The 21,138-nt window shown below is 63.7% G+C and carries 21 protein-coding genes; 5 read left to right on the forward strand and 16 right to left on the reverse strand.

The features are described 5' to 3' along the window. Positions 1–125: 125 nt before the first annotated feature. From RBB31_RS12565 to RBB31_RS12575, 3 genes are read right to left on the reverse strand one after another with little or no spacing between them, the layout of a single operon-like run. Positions 126–575: a CAP domain-containing protein gene (locus RBB31_RS12565; RefSeq protein ID WP_306129649.1), complete on the reverse strand. Its 450-nt coding sequence runs from the start codon at positions 573–575 to the stop codon at positions 126–128. Between the two features lie 41 nt (positions 576–616). After that, positions 617–1,417 (reverse strand): histidinol-phosphatase, encoded by an 801-nt coding sequence (gene hisN, locus RBB31_RS12570; protein ID WP_306129650.1) that lies wholly within the window; start codon positions 1,415–1,417, stop codon positions 617–619. Between the two features lie 53 nt (positions 1,418–1,470). Continuing rightward, entirely contained in the window at positions 1,471–1,842 is a 372-nt protein-coding gene (locus RBB31_RS12575; protein ID WP_306129651.1) for a helix-turn-helix domain-containing protein, read from the reverse strand. A 305-nt stretch (positions 1,843–2,147) separates the two neighbouring features. Between RBB31_RS12575 and RBB31_RS12580 the strand changes: the two genes are divergently transcribed. After that, positions 2,148–3,110 (forward strand): NADPH:quinone oxidoreductase family protein, encoded by a 963-nt coding sequence (locus tag RBB31_RS12580; protein ID WP_306129652.1) that lies wholly within the window; start codon positions 2,148–2,150, stop codon positions 3,108–3,110. Between the two features lie 10 nt (positions 3,111–3,120). Here the strand turns inward: RBB31_RS12580 and RBB31_RS12585 are convergent, their stop codons facing one another. Further along, positions 3,121–3,993 (reverse strand): LysR family transcriptional regulator, encoded by an 873-nt coding sequence (locus RBB31_RS12585; RefSeq protein ID WP_306129653.1) that lies wholly within the window; start codon positions 3,991–3,993, stop codon positions 3,121–3,123. Positions 3,994–4,118: 125 nt separating this feature from the next. On the opposite strand from RBB31_RS12585, the gene RBB31_RS12590 reads away from it, so the two are divergent. Then, the gene (locus tag RBB31_RS12590; protein ID WP_306129654.1) at positions 4,119–4,316 is read left to right on the forward strand and encodes a DUF1127 domain-containing protein; all 198 of its coding nucleotides are present in this window, start codon (positions 4,119–4,121) and stop codon (positions 4,314–4,316) included. A gap of 124 nt (positions 4,317–4,440) precedes the next feature. Then, on the forward strand, positions 4,441–5,160 hold the full coding sequence (locus tag RBB31_RS12595) for a Bax inhibitor-1/YccA family protein (protein WP_306129655.1): 720 nt from the start codon (positions 4,441–4,443) through the stop codon (positions 5,158–5,160). A gap of 234 nt (positions 5,161–5,394) precedes the next feature. On the opposite strand, the gene rpmG is transcribed toward RBB31_RS12595, so the two are convergent. From rpmG to RBB31_RS12630, 7 genes are all read right to left on the reverse strand, one after another. Then, the gene (rpmG, locus tag RBB31_RS12600) at positions 5,395–5,562 is read right to left on the reverse strand and encodes a 50S ribosomal protein L33 (RefSeq protein WP_050927593.1); all 168 of its coding nucleotides are present in this window, start codon (positions 5,560–5,562) and stop codon (positions 5,395–5,397) included. A 102-nt stretch (positions 5,563–5,664) separates the two neighbouring features. Then, the gene (locus RBB31_RS12605; protein ID WP_306129656.1) at positions 5,665–6,273 is read right to left on the reverse strand and encodes a cell wall hydrolase; all 609 of its coding nucleotides are present in this window, start codon (positions 6,271–6,273) and stop codon (positions 5,665–5,667) included. Between the two features lie 169 nt (positions 6,274–6,442). After that, positions 6,443–8,983 (reverse strand): putative PEP-binding protein, encoded by a 2,541-nt coding sequence (locus tag RBB31_RS12610; RefSeq protein WP_306129657.1) that lies wholly within the window; start codon positions 8,981–8,983, stop codon positions 6,443–6,445. Positions 8,984–9,069: 86 nt separating this feature from the next. Beyond that, a complete protein-coding gene (glyS, locus tag RBB31_RS12615; protein WP_306129658.1) occupies positions 9,070–11,355 on the reverse strand; it encodes a glycine--tRNA ligase subunit beta in 2,286 nt (761 codons plus the stop codon). Positions 11,356–11,433: 78 nt separating this feature from the next. Next, positions 11,434–12,306 (reverse strand): DUF1206 domain-containing protein, encoded by an 873-nt coding sequence (locus RBB31_RS12620; protein ID WP_306129659.1) that lies wholly within the window; start codon positions 12,304–12,306, stop codon positions 11,434–11,436. Between the two features lie 74 nt (positions 12,307–12,380). Continuing rightward, complete coding sequence (locus RBB31_RS12625; RefSeq protein WP_306129738.1) at positions 12,381–12,911, reverse strand: DUF6446 family protein; 531 nt, start codon at positions 12,909–12,911, stop codon at positions 12,381–12,383. A gap of 22 nt (positions 12,912–12,933) precedes the next feature. After that, a complete protein-coding gene (locus RBB31_RS12630) occupies positions 12,934–13,863 on the reverse strand; it encodes a glycine--tRNA ligase subunit alpha (protein WP_306129660.1) in 930 nt (309 codons plus the stop codon). 164 nt (positions 13,864–14,027) lie between these two features. On the opposite strand from RBB31_RS12630, the gene RBB31_RS12635 reads away from it, so the two are divergent. Together RBB31_RS12635 and RBB31_RS12640 are read left to right on the forward strand one after the other, a co-directional pair. Further along, a complete protein-coding gene (locus tag RBB31_RS12635; protein ID WP_306129661.1) occupies positions 14,028–15,800 on the forward strand; it encodes a serine protease in 1,773 nt (590 codons plus the stop codon). Between the two features lie 146 nt (positions 15,801–15,946). Next, on the forward strand, positions 15,947–16,234 hold the full coding sequence (locus tag RBB31_RS12640) for a hypothetical protein (protein ID WP_306129662.1): 288 nt from the start codon (positions 15,947–15,949) through the stop codon (positions 16,232–16,234). Between the two features lie 95 nt (positions 16,235–16,329). On the opposite strand, the gene RBB31_RS12645 is transcribed toward RBB31_RS12640, so the two are convergent. The 5 genes from RBB31_RS12645 to RBB31_RS12665 all read right to left on the reverse strand — a co-directional run bounded on the left by RBB31_RS12645 (position 16,330) and on the right by RBB31_RS12665 (position 21,084). Further along, entirely contained in the window at positions 16,330–17,913 is a 1,584-nt protein-coding gene (locus tag RBB31_RS12645; RefSeq protein ID WP_306129663.1) for a 5-guanidino-2-oxopentanoate decarboxylase, read from the reverse strand. Further along, complete coding sequence (locus RBB31_RS12650) at positions 17,913–19,358, reverse strand: TrkH family potassium uptake protein (RefSeq protein WP_306129664.1); 1,446 nt, start codon at positions 19,356–19,358, stop codon at positions 17,913–17,915. Before RBB31_RS12650 ends, RBB31_RS12645 begins: the two co-directional genes overlap by 1 nt. Positions 19,359–19,449: 91 nt before the next feature. Further along, a complete protein-coding gene (locus tag RBB31_RS12655) occupies positions 19,450–19,662 on the reverse strand; it encodes a hypothetical protein (RefSeq protein ID WP_306129665.1) in 213 nt (70 codons plus the stop codon). A 438-nt stretch (positions 19,663–20,100) separates the two neighbouring features. Then, complete coding sequence (locus RBB31_RS12660; RefSeq protein WP_306129666.1) at positions 20,101–20,229, reverse strand: hypothetical protein; 129 nt, start codon at positions 20,227–20,229, stop codon at positions 20,101–20,103. 222 nt (positions 20,230–20,451) lie between these two features. After that, positions 20,452–21,084 (reverse strand): hypothetical protein, encoded by a 633-nt coding sequence (locus tag RBB31_RS12665; protein WP_306129667.1) that lies wholly within the window; start codon positions 21,082–21,084, stop codon positions 20,452–20,454. Positions 21,085–21,138 lie beyond the last annotated feature (54 nt).

Raw genomic sequence — 21,138 nt, forward strand, 5'->3', positions numbered from 1 at the left:
CATATGCGCATGAAACCGGCACGTTCCCTGTGTATGTCCAGCCAGGCTGACCGACCGCCCGCCCGTGTTTGGGTGTGTTTCAGAGTGCTCGTGAGGCTCCGGCGCCACCCGCCCCGGGGGCCGCGCTAGCACCCGTCGCGGCCCAGCACCATCACCCAGATCCGCCCCGGCGCCTCGACCAATGCGACGCTTTCGGCCTCGGGCGCCAGCATGTTCTTGCGATGACCGGGCGAGTCGGCCCAGCCGGTCAGGACAGCGTCCAGCCCCTGCTGACCCTCGGCGATATTTTCCGCAATGAAACAAAACCCATAGCCGACGCGGCGGGCGCGGTCCGCGACGCTGCTCCCGTCCGAGCCGGTATGGCTGAAATAGTCCTTGCGCGCCATGTCTTTCGCATGCGCCGCCGCAACCCGCGTCAGCGTGCTGGAGACATTCAACGGCGCGCGGCCCTCCTCGGCGCGGAAGTCGTTGATCCAGTCCAGAGCGTCCCGGCCACGGTCGGTCACGTCCTGCCCTGCCGCCGCCTGGGCGACCAGGGAGACAAAACTTGCCAAAAGTATCGCACGCAATCGCATGGCGCGATCCTAGCGCCGTGTTCCGTCCCGCGCCAGAGCCATTAGACAGATCGGGCAAGGATCTCCAGTGCCGCCTCGTGCTGTTGTCGTCCCGCCGCGGCCACGACGCGCCCGCCGTCATGCGCCGGGTCGCCAGTCCAGTCGGTGACGAACCCGCCCGCGGCCTCGATCACGGCGATGGGGGCCTGGATGTCATAGGCGTTCAGACCCGCCTCGATCACCAGGTCCACCTGGCCGCTGGCCACCAGCGCATAGGCATAGCAATCCAGCCCGTAGCGCGTCAGCCTCACCTGGTTCGAGACCGCGCGAAAGGCCGCGCCCTCGGCCTCGGTGCCCACTTCGGGAAAGGTGGTCAAGAGCGTGGCGTCGGCCAGTGCGCGGTTGCCCCGCGTCTTCAGCAGGCGCTCGCCTCGCGGCCCGGTCATGATTGCGCGGCCGAAACCGCCTTCGAACCGCTCGCCGATATAGGGCTGGTCAATCAGGCCGTAGATCGGGCCGGTCTCATCCGACACTGCAATCAGCACGCCCCAGGTCGGCGCCCCCGCCACGAAAGCGCGGGTACCATCGATCGGGTCCAGCACCCAGGTCAGACCGCTGCTGCCCGGTTGCGTGCCGAACTCCTCGCCCAGAATGCCGTCGTCCGGCCTCAGGTCGGCAAGCACGCCGCGCATCGCCTGCTCAGCCGCCTTGTCGGCAAGCGTGACCGGGTCGTACGCATCCTGGGAACCCGCCTTGTTCTCGACCCCGATCCTGTCGCCACGAAACAACGGCAAGATCGCACGCCCCGCGGCGTCGGCCAGCGCGTGCGCGGTGTTAACGATGTTTGAACTTCTGAACGCCATCCTGCCCTCGCCGCGTGTTTACACGGCATGGATAGACGGCTTGTCAGATCGGCTCAAGCGACGTCGCTCAGAACCCTGGCAAGGTCGAACAGGCGGCGGCGCTGGTTTTCCGGAATGGCATAGTAGGAGCGGATCAGGTCCAGCGCTTCCTTGTCGCCCAAAAGGTCAGCCGGTATCATGTCGCCGACTTCCTTGTCGCCATTCTCGTGATCAAGACCTTCGAAGAAAAAGCTGACCTCGACGTCCAGAGCATCCGCGATATCCCAAAGCCGCGATGCGCTGACGCGGTTGGCGCCAGTTTCATATTTCTGAATTTGCTGAAATTTGATGCCCACGCTTTGAGCCAATTGCTGTTGCGTCATACCGACGAGCCAGCGGCGGTGGCGAATACGTTTCCCGACATGCACGTCTACGGGGTGCGGCATGGGTAATCCTTTCCTCATATGCCCTGCCGGACGTCAACAACAATATCTCCGACAGGCGTTCCATAAAATTCGGCCGCGCATCCCAGCGACACTGGGCAGAAAGTAAGCGGAGCGAGTATGCATAGCAAGAAGTATTGCACCCCGAATAAGGGATCGGTCCCTTATACCTACAATCTAAGCGAGCAGATACTTCTTTCGTATAGTATGCGCACAACCACAAGGGGCAATTTGACTTCTTTTCGGCTTATCGTTTATTCGGTCGAAGTGCCGGGCACGCCCCGGTTTTTTGTCCGGGGAGACTTGCCATGCGCGCGTTCAGGATCGATTCGCACGATACAACCGCAACCCTGCAAGACATCGCGCGCCCGGTTCCCGGCGCGGGCGAAATCGCCATCCGGATCAGCGCCTGCGGCCTGAACTTCGCTGATCTTCTTATGCTCAAGGGCGAGTATCAGGACACGCCCCCTACGCCGTTCACCCTCGGAATGGAGGTGGCCGGCACGGTCGAGGCGCTTGGCGACGGGGTCGAGGGGCCGGCGGTCGGCAGTCGCGTCGCGGTTTTCGGCGGCCAGGGCGGGCTGGCCGAACACGGGTGTTTTCCCGCCGATCGCGCCGTGGCCCTGCCCGACGCGATGAGCTTTACAGATGCCGCCGCGTTCCAGATCGCCTACGGCACCAGCCATGTCGCGCTGGACCACAAGGCGCGGCTGCAACCGGGCGAAACCCTGTTGGTGCTGGGGGCGGCCGGCGGCGTCGGTCTCACGGCGGTGGAAATCGGCAAGCTGATGGGCGCGACCGTGATTGCCTGCGCCCGCGGGGCCGACAAGCTCGAGGTCGCGCGACAGGCCGGCGCCGACCATGTCATCGACGCCCAGACCGAAGATATCCGGGAGGCCTGCCGTGCGCTTGGCGGCGTCGATGTCGTCTACGATCCGGTCGGCGGGGATCAGTTCAAGGCCGCGATGCGGGCCTGCCGCCCGGAAGCGCGCCTTCTGGCCATTGGCTTTGCCAGCGGCGAGGTGCCAAAGATCCCGGCCAACCACCTGCTGGTCAAGAATATCTCGGTACTGGGCCTGTACTGGGGCGGGTATCTCGGGTTCCGACCCCAGGTCGTGACAGACAGCCTGGCGCGCCTGTTCGATTGGTACCGCGAAGGCCGGCTGAAGCCTCATATCAGCCACGTCTTGCCCCTGAAGGACGCTCAGAAAGGTCTGGACCTGATGCGCACGCGCAAATCCACCGGAAAGGTCGTCGTCACGATGAAATAGGCCGCCGGGGTCACGCCTGCCGCAGAAGCGTCGGCGCGGTCGCCCGGAACCCCTGCCGTACAAGGTCGGCCAGTTGCCGCGTGATCTCATCGCGATTGGTCGCACCGTACATGTTGATCTGCTGAAACCCGAGATCCGGCAACGCCCCTTGCGCGTTGATCGCTTCCTGGTGTGGCGGAATGCTGGTCTCCAGCAGGGCCCCAACGGCAAGGTCCGCGCTGATCAGCGCCTCGACCGAGCGGTCCTCGTCCGACTCGATGGCCAGTTCCCAGTCGATGCCCGCCGCGTCGAGACTGCGCAGCACCGTGGCCCGAAAGATGCAGACGTTGCAGAAACCCAAGCGCAAGGGGCGTTTCCGCCACGCCTGCCCGCCCACGGCCCCGACCCATTTGAGCGGCATCGTCGTCAGCGTCTCGCCCCCCGGAGTCAGCGCCTTTTCGGTCGTCAGGATCAGGTCGACCTCTCCCTTTTTCAGGGCCTCGTGCAATCTCATCGTGCTGGAGGACTTGAGTGCCACGTTCACCCGCGGGAATATGCTGTTGAACGTCTTCAGGACACGGGGCACCACCGGATAGACGATGTCGTGCGGAACACCCAGCGTCAGCTGGCCTTCATAGATCTCGTCCGACAGGCGTCCCACCGCCTCGTCGTTCAGGTCGACGATCCGCCGCGCATACGTCAACAGCTGCTCGCCCGAGGCGGTCAATGCAATCCGCCGGTTGCTGCGGTCAAGCAGGTCAATGCCCAGCATCTCTTCAAGCCGCTTGAGCTGCATCGACACCGCGGACTGCGTCAGGTTCAACACCTGTGCGGCCCGCGTCACGCCGCCTTGCTCGGCCACTTCGAGAAAAGAGCGCAAGGTTGTCACGTCCAGATTTCTCATACATCACATTCCCTGATGAAACACCGATCAAACATTCATTTTTCAAATAATACCAGAGATGCCATTTATATCAACAGAATTCATGCCGCGTCGTGTTTCATCACGAAAACTGAAAGGATATTGTCATGCCCACCCTCTCGCACCGCCGCCATGGTCCATTTCGCGCCAGCCCCCGTCCCAGTCTGCTCGACGCGCTGGAACTTTACCGCCAACGCCGCGCACTGGCCCGGCTCGACGATCATGCGCTGGACGACATAGGTCTGACCCGAGCAGAGGCAGACGCCGAGGCGCGCCGGCCAATTTGGGACATCTTTCGCCGCTGAAGCCTGAACCGACTGTTTCCGCGCGACTTTCGTCCGGATTTGCTTGAAAAGTGGCTGCGGGCAACCGATATTCCATGCAAACCCCTCTACGGGTTTCAATAGGGACACTTACTCGGAGGCTTTAATGGCTCAATTCGAAACGATCCGGACGGCAACTGGTGCGCGTACCGCCGCGATCGACGAAGGCTTGCGCGCCCACATGAACAAGGTCTACGGCACCATGTCGATCGGCATGTTGCTGACCTTTGCGGCCGCCTGGGCCGTGGGCAACAACGCTGCGATGATGGAAACGCTGTTCACCGGCATCACCCGCTGGATCGTGATGTTCGCGCCGCTGATCATGGTCTTTGCCTTCGGCGCGGTGATCAACAAGCTGTCGGCGGCCGCTGCCCAACTGTTCTTCTACGCCTTCTCGGTCGTGATGGGCGTGTCGATCTCGTACATCTTCGTGGTCTTCACGGATTTCTCGATCGCGCAGGTCTTCCTGGCCACATCCGCCGCCTTCGCAGGTTTGTCGCTGTGGGGCTACACCACCAAGAAGGACATCTCCGGCTGGGGCAGCTTCCTGATCATGGGTGTGATCGGCCTGATCGTGGCGTCGATCGTCAACATCTTCATCGGGTCGAGCGAACTCATGTTCGCGATTTCGGCCATCGGCGTGCTGATCTTCGCGGGTCTGACCGCCTATGACACGCAATCGATCAAGAACGAGTATCTCGCGCACGCCCACCATGGCGACAGCGAATGGCTGGGCAAGGCCGCCATCATGGGCGCCCTGCGGCTGTACCTGGACTTCATCAACATGTTCATGTTGCTGTTGAACCTGCTGGGCCAGCGTGAATAACCACAGCGCACCAGGCTGAAACGAACAATGGGGCCGGTCATCAGACCGGCCCTTTTTCGTGATCGCTGGCTTCCAGATCACCCGTCCCGGGCCTGACCCGGGACCTCCCGCCGCAAACGCCCCCGGATCAGGTCCGGGGCGGTCGCCGCGTCTCGGCGCGCACCATTTGAAAGCCCCCAAAGCAAAAGGCCGCACCCATTGGCACGGCCCTTGAAAACGCTCGGAGGGAAGATCCTACTTGATCTTGCCTTCCTTGTATTCGACATGCTTGCGCGCGACGGGGTCGTATTTACGCACCGACATCTTCTCGGTCATGGTGCGGGCATTCTTCTTCGTCACATAAAAGTGGCCCGTGCCGGCGGTCGAGTTCAGGCGGATCTTGATAGTGGTCGGCTTCGCCATGGGTATCTCTCCTGCGGCGAGGTGTCAGCCACCCCGCGAAATTCGTCATGAAGCCCGCCTTTTAAACGCGCGGGCCTGCATGTCAACCGGATTCTCCGCGCCTCAGTTCGAGCTGATGCGCGTCGGCATGCGGTAGAAGTGATGCACCCCGATCGTCGTCGTCCGGGCGAAGGTGCGCGACCATTTCGGACGCACCGCCTTGGTGTGGTAATGCGTCGCCCCATCGGTCAACTGGCGCTTGGCGCCCTTCACCATCAGGGAGGCCACCTTACCCGCCCGCTCGAAGGCGCGCTTCTCGTTGATACGGTCGCTGTGTCCGTCACAGGTGTAGGTGAACTGGCATTGATACTTGCGCCCGGTGCCCTGATGCACGACACCACAGATCGTATCGGGAAAGCGGGCGCTGTCGACGCGGTTCATGATGACCTCCGCCACCGCGAACTGGCCCTTGACGCTCTCACCGCGGGCCTCGTGATACAGCGCCTCGGCCAGGCAACGCCACTGCTTGCCGCCCGCTTGGGCCGACTGCGCGGCCAGCCAGGTCCGTGAATAGGTCACGTCCACGCCGGGACGTTCCATATAACGCGCCACCATGTCCTCGGGGATCGAGCTCAGCACGCGGTTCTCGTGCGCATAAAGACGGTTGATGTCCTGTTCCGCCACGGCAGCGGTCGCAAACACCATCGAAAAGACTGTTGCGAGGATCTTCAAGGCTCGCCTCCTTCAATTTATGACCCTACGGGCCCGTCAAGTCGCAAGCGCCTAAAGCAATAAGTTAAAATCGTCCAGACCGGGCCGGCTCAAGGCAGCTATGCGTCAGGGGGTACGGACGGAAACCGGCAGGGATCTGCCGCAGATGTGGCGACGATCCGCCCGGGGTCTACCCGATCTTGTCCTTCACGGCCAATTGTGCGGCAGCTAGTCGCGCCACCGGAACCCGGAACGGCGAACAGGAAACATAGTCGAATCCCGCCGTCCGGCAGAAGGCAATCGATTCGGGGTTGCCGCCGTGTTCTCCGCAGATCGACAGGGTCAGATCGGGTGTCACCTCGCGTCCCCGACGCGCTCCGATTTCCAGCAATTCGCCCACCCCGTCCACGTCCAGCACGTGAAACGGGTCCTCGGGATAGACGCCCTGCTGCACGTAGTGCGACATGAACCGGCCCGCGTCGTCGCGGCTGAGACCATAGGTCATCTGCGTCAGGTCGTTGGTGCCGAAGCTGAGGAAGGCCACATGCGGCGCGATTTCCGCGGCTCTCAGCGCGGCGCGCGGGGTTTCCACCATGACACCCAGGCGATAGGTGAAATTGCGGCCGGTCTCGCGGCGCACCGCGTCGGCGACATTGTCTACATTCTGCCGGACCAGTTCGACCTCGCGCATGGCCGACACCAGCGGGATCATGATCTCGGGCACGACCGGGTCGCCTTCCTTGCTGGCCGCGACCGTCGCCTCGAAGATGGCCCGCGCCTGCATTTCGTAGATTTCCGGCACGGCGATGCCCAGCCGGACACCGCGCATCCCCAGCATGGGGTTGTACTCTCCCATCGACTCGACCCGCTCGGTCACGTCCGCCACCGGCAGGTCCAGCGCGTCCGCCAGTTCGCGAATCCCCTCGCGGTCCGCGGGCAGGTATTCGTGCAGCGGCGGGTCGAACAGGCGAATGCACACCGGCATTCCCGACATGATGCGGAAAAGATCGATGAAGTCCGCGCGCTGCATAGGCAGCAGCACCTCCAGCGCCGAGGCGCGGTCCTCGCTGGTATCGGCAAAGATCATCTCGCGCATCGCCACCAGGCGGCTGGGTTCCACGAACATGTGCTCGGTCCGGCACAGCCCGATGCCCTGCGCCTTGAAGGTCAGGGCCAGTTCGGCGTCGGCCTGGGTGTCGGCATTGGCCCGCACCTCTATATCGCGCACCTCGTCGGCCCAGCTCATCAGCGTCTTGAAGGTCTCGTCCCGCGCCGCTTCCAGCAGGCGCGGCTCGCCGGCCAGGACCTCTCCGCTGGTGCCGTCGATGGTGATCCGGTCTCCGGATTGCAGGCTGCGCCCGTCGGGAAAGACCAGCCGCTTTCGCTTGATCTGAAAGGTGATGGCCGAGGCGCCGACAACGCAGGGCTTGCCGATGCCGCGCCCGATCACGGCGGCATGGCTGGTGATCCCGCCACGCTCGGTCAGCACGCCCGCGGCGGCATGCATCCCGCGGATGTCCTCGGGGCTGGTCTCCCGCCGCACAAGGATCGCCGCCTCGCCGCGCGAGTCGGCTGCCTGCGCCTCCTCGGCGCTGAACACGATCTTGCCGGTCGCGGCACCGGGGCTGGCGGCGATTCCCTTGGCCAGAACGTCGCGCCGCACGTCCGGGTCGATCTGGCGGTGCAACAATTCGTTCAGTGCCCGCGGCTCGATCCGCATCAGCGCTTCCTCGCGCGTGATGATACCGTCCTCGGCCAGCGACACCGCGATGGCAACCGCCGCGCGGGCGTTGCGCGCCACGCGCACGCCGTCCAGCAGGTAGACCTCGCCGTTCTCGATGGTGAACTCGGCCTGCATCTCTTCGCACAGCTTCTCGCGCATCAATTTGGTGCATTGCTTCAGCCGCGCAAAGGCCTCGGGGGCCAGTTCTTCGAGCGAGGGGCCGCGCGGATCCTTCTGCAGGTAGAGCGCCTCTTTGGTCGCCTTCAGCGCCTCGCGGCCCTGGCTCTGGCTGAGGTAGCGTCCGGTGCAGCGCCGGTCGCCCGTCGTGCTGTCCACCAGCTGCATCACGCCCGACCCGCACTCGCCCTCGCCCAGCCCCAGCGCCATTTCCTGTACGACAAGGCCAAGACCCGCATCGGCCGGCGCTCCCTTGGCCTGCCGCAACAGCCGCGCCGTGGTGCCCTGCCACGCCCGCGCCATCGAGCGCAGCACACCCAGCAACTGCACCTTGGCATCCTGCGGAAACTCTTCCTCGACTTCGTCCTCGTAGGCGGCAAGCGCCTGTCCGACCGCCTTGACAGGATCGTCGTCAAGCGTGTCGAACATGTCCGGATCGGCCCGCGCGACATGCACGGCGTAGGCCTGCACGAAGCGCAGGTAAAGCGTGGCCGCCGCCGGCTTGCCGATAAGATCCGACAGGTCGACATAGCGCGCGTCGTTCATTCCGATGTTCAGGACAGCCCCCGGCCCGCCCCAATCGGGGTCTTCGGACGAGGGCCGCACGCACAGCAACGCCATGTCGCCGAACGGGTCCAGCAACGCGGCCATGTCCGGCACTTCGCCGTCCGCGATGCATCTCACCGCGTCGAAAGACAGCGCAACCGTGCGCGGAACCGGCAGCTCCAGCCGGACCAGCCGTTGCAGACATTTGGCCCGTCCGCCATGCGTCGGAATCGCGATCGGCGCGTCTGGAGTGATCGGCGTGATATGTTCAGGGCCCTGCTGCACTGCGGCATTTCCTTTTCTGGCCCGCAGAATACGCAAGCCGAATTATTAGGCAAGTCCTGTCGGAAGGCCCGCAGCGGTTTGCCCCATTACCCTTCCAGCCGCCGCAAATCCGCGGCCTGAAGGCAGATCTGGCGGATGGAATGCAGCATGTTCAGACGGTTGCGCCGGAGGATTTCATTGTCGGAATTGATCTGCACCGCCTCGAAGAACGCGTCGATCGGCCCGCGCAACGCGGCCATCGCGGCCATGGCACGGGCGAAATCCTCGCCCTTCTCGGCTGCGGCGATGGTATTCTCCGCGTCCTGCAAGGCCGCGAACAGCGCCTTTTCGGTGTCGTCCTCGGCGAACTTCGGATCCGCGCCAAAGGAATACTCGACCCCGTCTTTCTCCTCGGCCTGTGTCAGGATGTTGTTCGCCCGCTTGAAGCCCTGCACGAGATTCTCGCCATCCTCAGTCTGCAGGACATCCTGCAAGGCCCGGGCACGCTTCACCAGCAGAGCGAGGTCATCGTTGCCCTCCATCGCGATGCAGGCGTCGATCACGTCATGACGGATGCCCTGATCGCGCAGGTAGACCTTCAGGCGGTCGTGGAAGAAGGAGAGAATTTCGTCTGAATACAAGGCAACATCTTTCGCCTGTACCGCGGTATTGTGATCGAAGCTCATAGCGCTATGTGACCAATCTGCGAAAGCTAATTTCCCAGCTGTCGCAGCAGCCTCAACTGCGTTTCTTCCCTCAAAATTGTATAGCTCGTCATGGAATGGCAACAGCACAAACTGATCTCCGTCGCCAGGATGGACTTCAAGCTGTGCAACTTTGTAATCGCGTGCGAGAGAAGCAAACACTGAAAACACCGAGTGCCGAAGTTTGGGACTAAGTGAGAACTTAATATCATTCTCCAGCACCAGCCGGATCACCCCCAACGCCGCCCGTCGCAGCGCATAGGGGTCTTTCGACCCCGTCGGCTTTTCATCGATCGCCCAGAACCCCGCCAGCGTATCCAGCTTGTCCGCCAGCGCCACGGTGACCGAGACAAGACGCGAGGGCACCGCATCAGACGGCCCAAGCGGCGCATAATGCTCTTCGCAGGCCGCCGCCACATCCTCGGGCAAGCCCGCCTCGGCGGCGTAATACCGCCCCATGATCCCCTGCAATTCGGGGAATTCGTAGACCATTTCCGAACTCAGATCGGCCTTCGCCACCTTCGCCGCCTGTTCCGCCAGGTCAGGATCAGCGCCCACCACCGGCGCGATTTCCCGTGCCAAGGCCGCGATGCGGGCGATCCGCTCGGCCTGGCTGCCCAGCTTGTTGTGGAAGGTCACGTTCTCCAGGCTTTCCAGCCACGGCCCCATGCCCTCTTTCGCGATGCGCAGATCGTTCTCCCAGAAGAACTTGGCATCCGCCAGCCGCGCGGCCAGCACCTTCTGGTTGCCCGCAAGAATCGTCGCGCCCTCGTCGGCGGTTTCGCGGTTCGCAACCGTCACGAACTGCTCGATCCGGCCCGTCTTCGGGTTGCGCACCGAAAAGAACTTCTGGTGCTCTTTCATCGACGATTGCAGCACCTCGGGCGGCAGGTCCAGGAACTCGGCCCCGATCTCGCCCATCAGCGGCACGGGCCATTCCACCAGCCCCGCGACCTCCTGCAACAGCCCCTTGTCCTCGACCACCTCAAGACCACGGGCAAAGGCCAGGTTCGTGGCCTCCTGCCAGATGTGGCCCGACCGTTCCTCGGGGTTCAACACCACACGGGCGCGCTTCAGCTTCGCCGCGTAATCCTCGAAGGACGTGACGGAAAACCGCCCCGGCGCCATGAACCTGTGCCCTTCGGTGCTGTCGCCCGCCTTGATGCCGTCCACTTCCAGCGGCACGACCTGCGCCTCGCCCGCGTCGTCCGTCAGGATGCACAGGATCGAATGCAGGGGCCGCACCCAACGCAGGCTGCCCGCGCCCCAGCGCATCGACTTGGGCCACGGGAAATTACGGATCGTGTCGTCCAGAACCTCGGCCACGATCTCCGCCGCAGGGCGACCGGGCTTGGTGACGGTGGCAAAATAAACCTTGCCCTTTTTCTCGTCGCGCACCTCAAGGTCGTCGCGCGTCACGCCGGCACCCCGCAGAAACCCCTCGATCGCCTTCTCGGGCGCATCCACGCGCGGCCCCTTGCGTTCCTCGCGCAGCGTCGGGCTCTCAGACAGCAACCCTTCCAGCGCCAGCGTCAGCCGCCGCGGCGTGGCAAAGGCCGCAGCCCCGGCATAGGTCAGGCCCGCTTCGACCAGCCCGTCGGTCATCCGCTTTTTCAGGTCGTCACAGGCCCGCGCCTGCATCCGGGCCGGGATCTCCTCGGAGAAAAGTTCGATCAGAAGGTCGGGCATGATGTCACCGGAACGTCTTGGGTCAACGTCCCGGTGCTTAACGGGCCTGCCACGGCGCGGCAAGCCGATAGACGGCAATTAGCCGGCAGTGGCAGCCCGCGCCTTGGACTCGGCCTTCGCCTTGGCGGCCTGCGCCATGCTTTGAATGTCGCTGCTATCGTCCACGCCCGGCACGATCCGATAGCGCGCCTCGACGAAGTTCTCGACACCAAAGCCGATGATGCCCAGCGCGATCACGCCCAGCAGGATCCGCCCACCGGTCAGACCGCGGATATAGTCCAGCGCTCCGCCAAGGCCCATCGCCGAGGACGGGTCGGAATTTATCGCGGCAAAGCCCAGGAACACGCCCACGATGGCCAGCACGATGCCGTAGCTGACAAACCCCCAGCGCAGCAGCGGCTCAAGCTTTTGCGTCTTCTCGTTGTTCTGGATGTACCGCTTGTACTTCTTCTTCCAGCCCTTGATGACATAGTGAATCCCCGCGCCAAGAATACCGAGCGCGGCGATCCCGACGATCCACTTGCCACCAGGCATCTGCAGAACCTTCGCAGTCCAGTCCGAAGCACCGTCACCGCCCGAACTGCCACCGACGCCCATCGCAACCGTGGCCATCCCGACGCCAAGGCCCACGTGGATCAGCCCGGTAACGACCAGCGCAAGCCGTTGAAGTACGCCTTTTTCCTCGTCACCTCGGTTTTCAAGGTCGAAATACGCCGCGATGAAACGCCAGATGCCGTAACAGATGAAGCCGAAGGCCACGAGCCACAGCAGAACCTGACCGAACGGCGCATCGCGCAGGGTCTGTAACGCACCCTCGGTGCCCTCTGTATTGCCGCCCCACAAAGCGGCGGACATCGTCAGCCCACCGAGAATGAGATAGACCAGCCCCCTTGCGGAATAGCCCGCCCGCATCATCGGAATGACCCAGTCGGGTGCTCTCTGATCGGCCATAACGCGTCCTCCGCTGCAATGAAGCATTGATAGGGAAGCGTGCGAAGCGGCCTCAGAGTTCCTTGGTTTGTTGCTTAATTTTCTGCTGCGCCCTCGCGCGGCGGGCATTCCTCGCCCACCACGGTGCCGTCATAGGCCTTGTCGCCGCACTCGTTCAGCTCGTGCCAGGCATAGCCGCGACCGTCCTCGGTGACGACCACGACGCGGTCAATTCCATAACCGATATTCTTTTCACCCAGGAACGCCAGCGCAGTGCCCGCCTCCAGTTCGTCGGCAATCGCCTCGGCATCGAAACAATCAAACCAGCCCGGCGCTGTCAGCGGTTCTGCGTCCTCGTACATCTCGTAAGTCTCGGTCAGCATCGCCTGGCTCATCTCGGTCGTGAAACAGGCGCGATAGCGGATCGGGCTGCTGGCCGCGTCGATGGCCTGGAAATCCTCGTAAAGCACCGCCTCGGGCGCGTTTGTGGCAAGGTTCACCATCCGTACGTCATCGGTGCCTGTCGCCTCGACCGGCTCGTAGAAATGGTAAACCTGAAGGTAATACATGGCCGCCCCGGCCAAGAGTGCACTCATGACGATCCCGATCCCGATGACCTTGCCCATCACCCCTGCCCCGCGTCCGGCCTCATGCCGCGTAGCCGCCATCGGCAGTCAGCACATAGGCATCGGCGCATTTCTTGGCCAGCGCCCGGACACGCCCGATATAGGCCTGCCGCTCGGTCACGCTGATCACGCCGCGGGCGTCTAGCAGGTTGAAGATGTGGCTGGCCTTGATGCACTGGTCATAGGCGGGCAGCGCCATGACGATCCGGCGGCCGGTCTTGGGGTCCTCGTCAGGCTCGCTGAGGATCCGGTCGCACTCGGCCTCGGCCTCGACGAAATGGCGCAGCAACACATCGGTGTCCGCCACATCGAAATTCCACCGTGCGAACTGCGCCTCGGCCTCCAGGAACACGTCGCCATAGCTTAGCGCGATGGGCGCATCGGGGTCGTTGAAAGGCATGTCCATCACGTGATCCACGCCCAGAACGTACATCGCCAACCGTTCCAGCCCGTAGGTCAGCTCGCCCGAGACCGGGTGGCAATCATGCCCGCCCACCTGCTGGAAATAGGTGAACTGGCTCACCTCCATTCCGTCGCACCAGACTTCCCAGCCAAGGCCCCAGGCACCCAGGGTCGGGCTTTCCCAATCATCCTCGACAAAGCGGATGTCGTGCGTCTCCATGTCGATGCCGATGGCCTCCAAGCTGCCCAGATACAGCGCCTGCAGATCCGGCGGGCTGGGTTTGATCAGCACCTGGTACTGGTAATAGTGCTGCAATCGGTTCGGGCTTTCGCCATAGCGCCCGTCCGTCGGCCGGCGCGACGGCTGCACATAGGCCGCGGCCCAGGGACGCGCGCCCAGCGACCGCAGCGTCGTGGCCGGGTGGAACGTGCCAGCGCCTACTTCCATGTCGTATGGCTGCATCACGGCACAGCCCTTCGCGGCCCAGTAGGCCTGCAAACGCAGGATGATTTCCTGGAATGACCGCGGTTTGCCGCTGCTGTCGATCATGGATTTCCCTCCGGGTCGCCCCTCGTGATCCTCGCCCCTTCCCTACGGCGCTCTTACCCAGGGGTCAATTGTCCTGAAACGCCATATTTAGGATGCACCCGCCCGCAGATTTGCTAAAAAGCGGGGAAGAGCAGAAACAACATCAATCTCGGCAAGGGACGTACATGTCGCGCATCTTTCTAACCCTCGCATTTCTGGCCGTCACCCTTGTGGCGCCGATTGCCGCAAAGGCTCAGGTCTTCATCCAGATCGAGGCGCAACCCAGCCTCGCTCAGGCCGAGGCCAGTTTGCGCCGGTATTCGGGCCGGATGCAGGACGTGAACGGATTTGCCCTGGGCGGCGGCTGGTACGGGATCGCGCTCGGCCCATACAGCGAAGAGGATGCCAACACGATCCTGCGCAACCTGCGGTCGTCCCGTCTGATTCCGCGCGACAGCTACATTGCCGAGGCGTCCGAATATGATCGTCAGTTCTGGCCGGTGGGCGCCAACGTCCTGAACCGCCCGACGCAGGAGGTGACCGACAGCACCGCCACTGACAGCGCGACCCAAGGTGCAGAGCAGCAAACCACCACCGCCGAGACGCTGCCCCAGCCTGACCCGGAGCCGCAACCATCGGACGAGACGGTGCGCGAGGCCCGGGCAAGCGAGGCGGGTCTGACCCGCGAGGAACGCGAGGCTCTCCAGGAGGCGCTGAAATGGGCCGGCTTCTACGGCGGCAAGATCGACGCCGCGTTCGGGCAGGGCACGCGCGGCTCGATGGCCCGCTGGCAGGAAGCGAACAATTTCGAGGCCACGGGCGTTCTGACCACCCGTCAGCGCGCCGAACTCTTCCGGCAATACAACGCGGTCCTCGAAGGTCTGGACCTCCGCGTCGTCCGCGACACAGGCGCGGGCATCTCGATGAAACTGCCGACCGGGGTCGTGGAATTCTCGAAATACGAACCCCCCTTCGCCCATTACGACGCCACGGGCGACATCGACGCAAAGGTTCTGCTGATCAGCCAGGCCGGCGATCGCGCCACCCTCGCGGGCCTTTACGACATCATGCAGACGCTGGAGATCGTGCCGCAGGACGGACCGCGCAACCTCGACGGCGATTCCTTCACCCTGATCGGTGAGAACGCCTATACGATTTCGCATACCCAGGCATGGCTGCGCGACGGTCACATCAAGGGATTTACCGTGGTCTGGCCCGCCGGCGACGAAGAGCGCCGCACCCGGATGCTTGGCGAGATGCAAGAGAGCTTCTCGCGGCTCGACATGGTGCTCGACCCGGCGGCCGGCGCCAACGAAGTGCAAAGCATCGACCTCGTCGCAGGACTGGAAATCCGCAAGCCCAAGATTTCGCGTTCGGGGTTCTACGTCGACCGATCCGGAACGGTCGTCACCACGACCGAAGTGGTCGCATCCTGTGGGCGTATCACCCTTGACGAAACCATCGAGGCCGAAGTCCAGACCGTCAACGACGAGACCGGCATCGCGGTTCTGCGCCCGCGCACGCCGCTGGCGCCGCTGGGCGTGGCGGCCTTCCAGCAGAACATTCCCCGCCTTCAGTCGGACGTGGCTGTCGCGGGCTATTCCTATGGCGGCGTCCTTGGCGCGCCCTCGGTCACTTTCGGCCAGCTGGCCGATGTCCGCGGCCTGAACGGCGAACAGGAGATGAAGCGGCTTGCCCTGAATGCACTGGAAGGGGATGCCGGCGGGCCGGTCGTGGATGCGGGCGGCGCCGTGGTCGGGATGCTTCTGCCGGCCCGCGATGGCAGCCGTCAACTGCCCGACGGCGTCAGCTTTGCCGCCAATGCCGAGACGATCCGCCGGGTTCTGGAACAGGCCGGCGTCACGCCATCCGCAACCAATGGCAACGGCCAGATGCCGCCCGAAAGCCTGTCGGAACGCGCCTCGGGCATGACCGTTCTGGTCAGCTGCTGGGAGTAGTCGCGGCAATACCGCTAAAATTGAACGGGAACTTCGCCGTAAGGCCATGTTTCGGCCCAATGCACACCGTTCCAGGCCCCGATACCCCCCTCGGGTGGTGCGGGCGTTGGCCGTAACGATCGGCCGTGTATCTGGAGTGGACCGAAATGTTCAAATCAATCGTTCTGGGCGCAACCGCGCTTTGCGCTTCCTTCGCATCGACGGCACAGGCCGACCTGTCGTCAGACGTGGCCGCCTCGCTGCACCTCGCAGGCAATGGAAACGCCGCGCCGGCCCTGAACCACCAGGGGCAGTGGTGGACCCATCCCAAGGGATGCGAATATTCCCGCGCCGGCCGCGGCGGCGAAGTCGTGTGGTACCTCATCATCAACACCGCCCGCCCCGGCTGCCCCGCCTACATCGTCAGCTATAGCCCTTATAACGACGTCTACTGAGCAGCCCGACCATTTCGAACCGGCTGTTTTCCGAAGAGACGGAAGACCGGGCAACAGCCCGGCTTCACCCTCCCGATAACCCGTCTGTCCAAAGCCTACCCTGCAATTCCGGCTTGCACGTGGATAAGCGTCGGGCGATCCGCGTCGAAGGCCGCGCGCACCGCCTGACCCATTTCCTCCAGGCTGCCGGGCTGCACGGCATGGGCGCCGTAGGCTTTCGCCAGCGCGCAGAAGTCCGGATTTCTTGCAACCACCGCGTTGGGCGCGATCTGCGAACGGATCATCGCATCCTCGATCTCTTTCAGCTTGCCGTTGTCCCACAGGACGATCGGCAGCGGCAGGCCGTGTTCCACGGCCGTGCCCAGTTCCTGCACCGTGTATTGAAACCCGCTATCGCCGCAGATCGCCAGGGTCGGCTGGCCGTTCCGCGCGATGGCTCCCCCTATGGCGGCGGGCATTCCATAGCCCAGCGTGCCATAGCCAAAGGGATGATGCCAATGGCCGGGGCGATCCATCGGCCAGACTTCCTTGGCGGCATAGGCGAATTGCGTCATGTCGGAATAGATCATCGTCTCCGCCGGGCATGCCGCGTGCAGCGCCTCGACCACCGGCACGATGCCGGGCCGCTCGGCCACCACTTCCGCCCGCCAGCGCGCCTTGGTCGCGGCCACCGTCGCGGCATCCCATTTCGGCGCGGCTTCGGTGTCCAATGCCTCGGCAAGCGCCTCCAGGAACGCGCCCGCGTCCGACAGGATCGACAAATCCGCATGCGGGTGGTCCAGCTCGACCGGATCGATATCCACACGGATCATCTGCCCCTTGTGACCCAGCTCATCGCGCCAAAGGTCGATCTCCGACAGTTCCGATCCCACGACCAGCACGAGATCCGCCCTGGCCATGACCTCGGCGCTGTCCGGCCTCGCCAGATAGGCCCCGAAATCGAGCGGCAGATCGGCCCCTGCCACGCCACGCCCGGCATAGGTCGTCATCATCGCCGCGCCACTGCGTTCTACGACGGCCCGCGCCGCCGCCCCGGCCCTTGCGCTTCCGCCTCCGAACAGGATCATCGGTGTCTTCGCGCCGCGCAGGGCCTCCGCGACCCTCTCGACATCGCTGGCCCGTGCCACGGCGGGTGTCGGTCGCGAAGCCACCGGTTGCGGCGCCGGGTCGGCCAGGCTTCCGCCCAAAGCGATGGGCACCTGGATGTGTTTCGTCCGGGGCCGCGCCGCCGCGAACTCGTTGAACGCCCGTTCGACAAGACCACAGGTCGCCTGCGCCGACTTTACCTCAAAGCTCCAGTCGCAGATGCAGCGTGCCGCCCCTTCCTGATCTATCATCTGATGAAGCTGCCCGCGCCGCGCCGCCGTCTCGTCCAGGCAGCTCGAGATCACCAGCATCGGCACGCTGTCCGAATAGGCCTGCCCCATCGGCGTCATGATGTTGGTCAACCCCGGCCCGGTGATCACGTAGGCCACCCCCGGCTTGCCCGACGCGCGGGCATAACCGTCGGCCATGAAACCCGCCCCCTGCTCATGCCGCGCCAGCACGTGGCGAATTCCGGCCTCCTCGATACCGCGATACATTTCGACGTTATGCACGCCGGGTATGCCGAAGATCACATCGACCCCGCGGGCCTTCAACATGTGCGAGATTTGTGCGCCAAGCGGTCGCTGGGTCATCAGGCCCTCCAGAAAGAAATGGTGAAGATGGCATAGACGGCCAGCAGTTCCAGCCGGCCGATAAGCATCGCGGCGATCAGGATCCACTTGGCCGTGTCATTGAGCGGCTTGTAGGTGCCCGCCGGTCCGATGACTTCTCCCAGGCCCGGGCCGATATTGGCCAGCGCCGAGGCGGCACCGGACACGGACGTGGTGAAATCCAGCCCGGTCATGCCAAGCGCAACCGAAACCAGCCCCATCGTGACCACGAAGAAAACGAAGAACGACATGACCGAGCTCAGCACGTCTTCGGAAATCGGCCGTCCGTCATATCGCGGCGTGAACACGCCATGCGGCGAGTAGATCCGCTGGAGTTGCGACCGTACCGACGCGAAAAGCAGCTGGTACCGGAATATCTTGATCGAACAGCTGGTCGACCCGGCGCAGCCCCCGATCAGCCCGACGAAGAAGAACACCGAAACCAGCAATGGGCCCCAGCCCATGTAATCCACGCTGGAATATCCCGTTCCGCTGATGATGGAGGTGATGTTGAACGCGGCCTCCCGCAGGGCCTGCTCGGGATGATGCGGGAACATCGTCAACAGCACCCCGGCGGTGCCGACGGTCAGGAAAGTCAGCGTGATCAGGAACCCGCGTACCTGGCTGTCCTTCAGAACCGCGTTGCTGCCCGCCAGCAACTGCACGTAGCGCACGAACGGAAGCGCGGCGAGGATCATGAACACCGTCGCCACCCACTCCGCGGGCCCCCGGAAGGTACCGAACGAGGCATCGTAGGACGAAAAGCCCCCGGTCGACACGGTGGTCAGCGCATGCATCGTCGCGTCGAACGTGTTCATGCCGGTCATCATGTAACAGGCGATGCAGGCCAGCGTTAGCCCGAGGTAAATCACCGAGATACGCGACGCGATCTCGGTCGCCCGCGGCAGGATCTTCCCCATCGTGTCGAACGCCTCCGACCGAAAGAGTTGCATGCCGCCCACACGCAGTTCGGGCAGGAACACCATCGCCACGACGATGATGCCGATGCCGCCCAGCCATTGCAGAATGCCGCGCCACAGGTTCAGGCCCTTGGGTAATGTCTCCAGCCCTGTCAGCACGGTCGCACCGGTGGTGGTCAGACCGGACATCGCCTCGAAGAAGGCGTCAACGAGCGTGGAATTGGTCGCGCCGAACATAAAAGGCATCGCGCCAAAGATCGGCAGGATGACCCAGACGCCCGTCGTCAGAAGAAAGGTCTGCTGGATCGTCAGGCCCTCGCGGACCCCGTTGCGGCAGGACAGGGCCACAAGCCCCCCTGCAAGAACCGTCAGGATCGCGCTTTCCGCGAAGATCTGCCAGTGTTCGCGCCCTTCGGCGATATCCACCATCATCGGCAGGACCATCGCCAAGCCCAGCGCCATGACCGTCAGGCCAATCACATATCCAACCGGGCGAAAGTCCACCATGGAGCGAAGCCTTGGCCCCGGTACTGAATTATGTCAAGCCGCTCCGCGAGGGCCCGGCACGGCCGGAACCCCCGAAGGTCGGACAAGGTCGTCAGGCGTAGAACAGGTCCTGGAACACGTGGCGCACGATGTCTTCGCGCTTGATGCCCATTTGTTGCAGTTCCTCGTCGCTTTTCGCGCTGAGTTCCTCGATCAGGCCACGGCGCGACATGATGCGGGCGTGCTGGTCGAACCGTTCCACGATGCCGTGGAACACGCGGGTGAAAAAGCCGCCGTGGTCAAGATTGGTTGTGCTAGTCGCCATTTGGAAACCTCAAAAGTTTTGCTTCGGTTTCCTCCCTGACACCAAGGTAGGTCCAACGATCGGTCAGCACCACTGTCATACTGGAAACCCTGGCTTGCAACTGGTGCAACCCCGCTCGGTCCACGTCAGCCGACACGAACGCACCCGCCATACCCGGAGGTGCGGGAGCATCAAGAGTCACCTGCATCTTTTTGAAATTCCGGCTGAAAGCGCGTCTCTCCGGTCCGCGGACGGCACGTCGGATCAACTCGGGGCCTCTCGGGTCGCGCCCCCGATTCCGCAATCTCCGGACTCGAACCGCCTTCGGGGACAGATGCCTTGGCAGGCGTCCCGGAGGGCGGCTTCGTCGTCAGGACTGCTGAAGGTTCTTCCCTTCACGGCGGGGCAGTGCCCCGCTGACAGGCGCGGGCCGGCAACCCGGCCCGGCGTCAATGTCGCTCAGGCCGCCCATTCGGTCTGTGTGTCGCGCGTCATTGCCTGCGTGAGTTTTTTCAACTGCTCGGCAACTGTGCGGAACAGGCGGATGAGACCATTTTCGTAATTAGGATTGGTCGTGGTGGTAGCCATACTGGAAACTCCATGTTCATCTTACAGTTTCCTCCCTGGTAGACAGGTATACCTGCAGACCACGCCCTACCACCTACAAGGTGGAAGCCCCGGTTTGCGCCAAGTGCAATGCTTGACGATCCGAACAAGCCTTCCGCGTGCAGTCATTGCCGGAAAACGAGAAACGCGGCCACCGCCTCTGCAGTGACCGCGCCTTTGCTACATTCCGGCCGAAGCCGCGTGTTAAGAGTCGGCAGCCTTTCCGGCGTTGTCCGAGCGTTCGGGCATCGCCGGTGGGGCCGAGGGCTGACGCGGGCGCTTTGCCCCGCTGTCCTTGTCCGTCGCCGCCTCGGGTTTCGGAAAGGTCGTCACGTTGCTCGGCGCGGGGCTTGCGACCGCTTGTGTTGCGGGTTGCGAAGCCGGTGCCGCGGCGGGCGTATGTTGTGCTGGCTGTGCCGCCTTGGCGCTGGTTTCTGCCGGGACAGACTTGCTCGCAGGCTTGGCGGCCGGTTTCTGCGCCGGCTTGGACGAAGCCTTGGTCGCAGGTTTCGCGGCGGGCTTGGTGCTTGTCTTCGCGGCCGTCTTCGCCGCCGGTTTGGGCTCCGCCTTGGGCGCGGGTTTGGCCGCCGGTTTCGATGCCGTCTTCCGGGCAGCCGGCTTTGCCTTGGCTTTCGCCGCCGGTCGCGCCTTTGCGGCGGGTTCCGCCCCGACCGGTGCCAGACCAGGCAGACCAAAGGTCACGCCCATGAACCGAAGCTGCGATTCATAGGCGGCGCGTCCGACCACCTGCATCAGTCGCAGCTGCTTTTCCACGATCATCCCGCTTAGTTGCAGGCCCGTCAAAGACGCCCTCAGGGGTGCCGAATAAAAATCCATTGCTCCATCCCGTTTTGAATCGCCCTTTCGGGCATAAATTGCACGGAATTTATA

It is taken from the genome of Roseovarius sp. MMSF_3350, from assembly GCF_030733425.1.
Classification (GTDB): domain Bacteria; phylum Pseudomonadota; class Alphaproteobacteria; order Rhodobacterales; family Rhodobacteraceae; genus Roseovarius.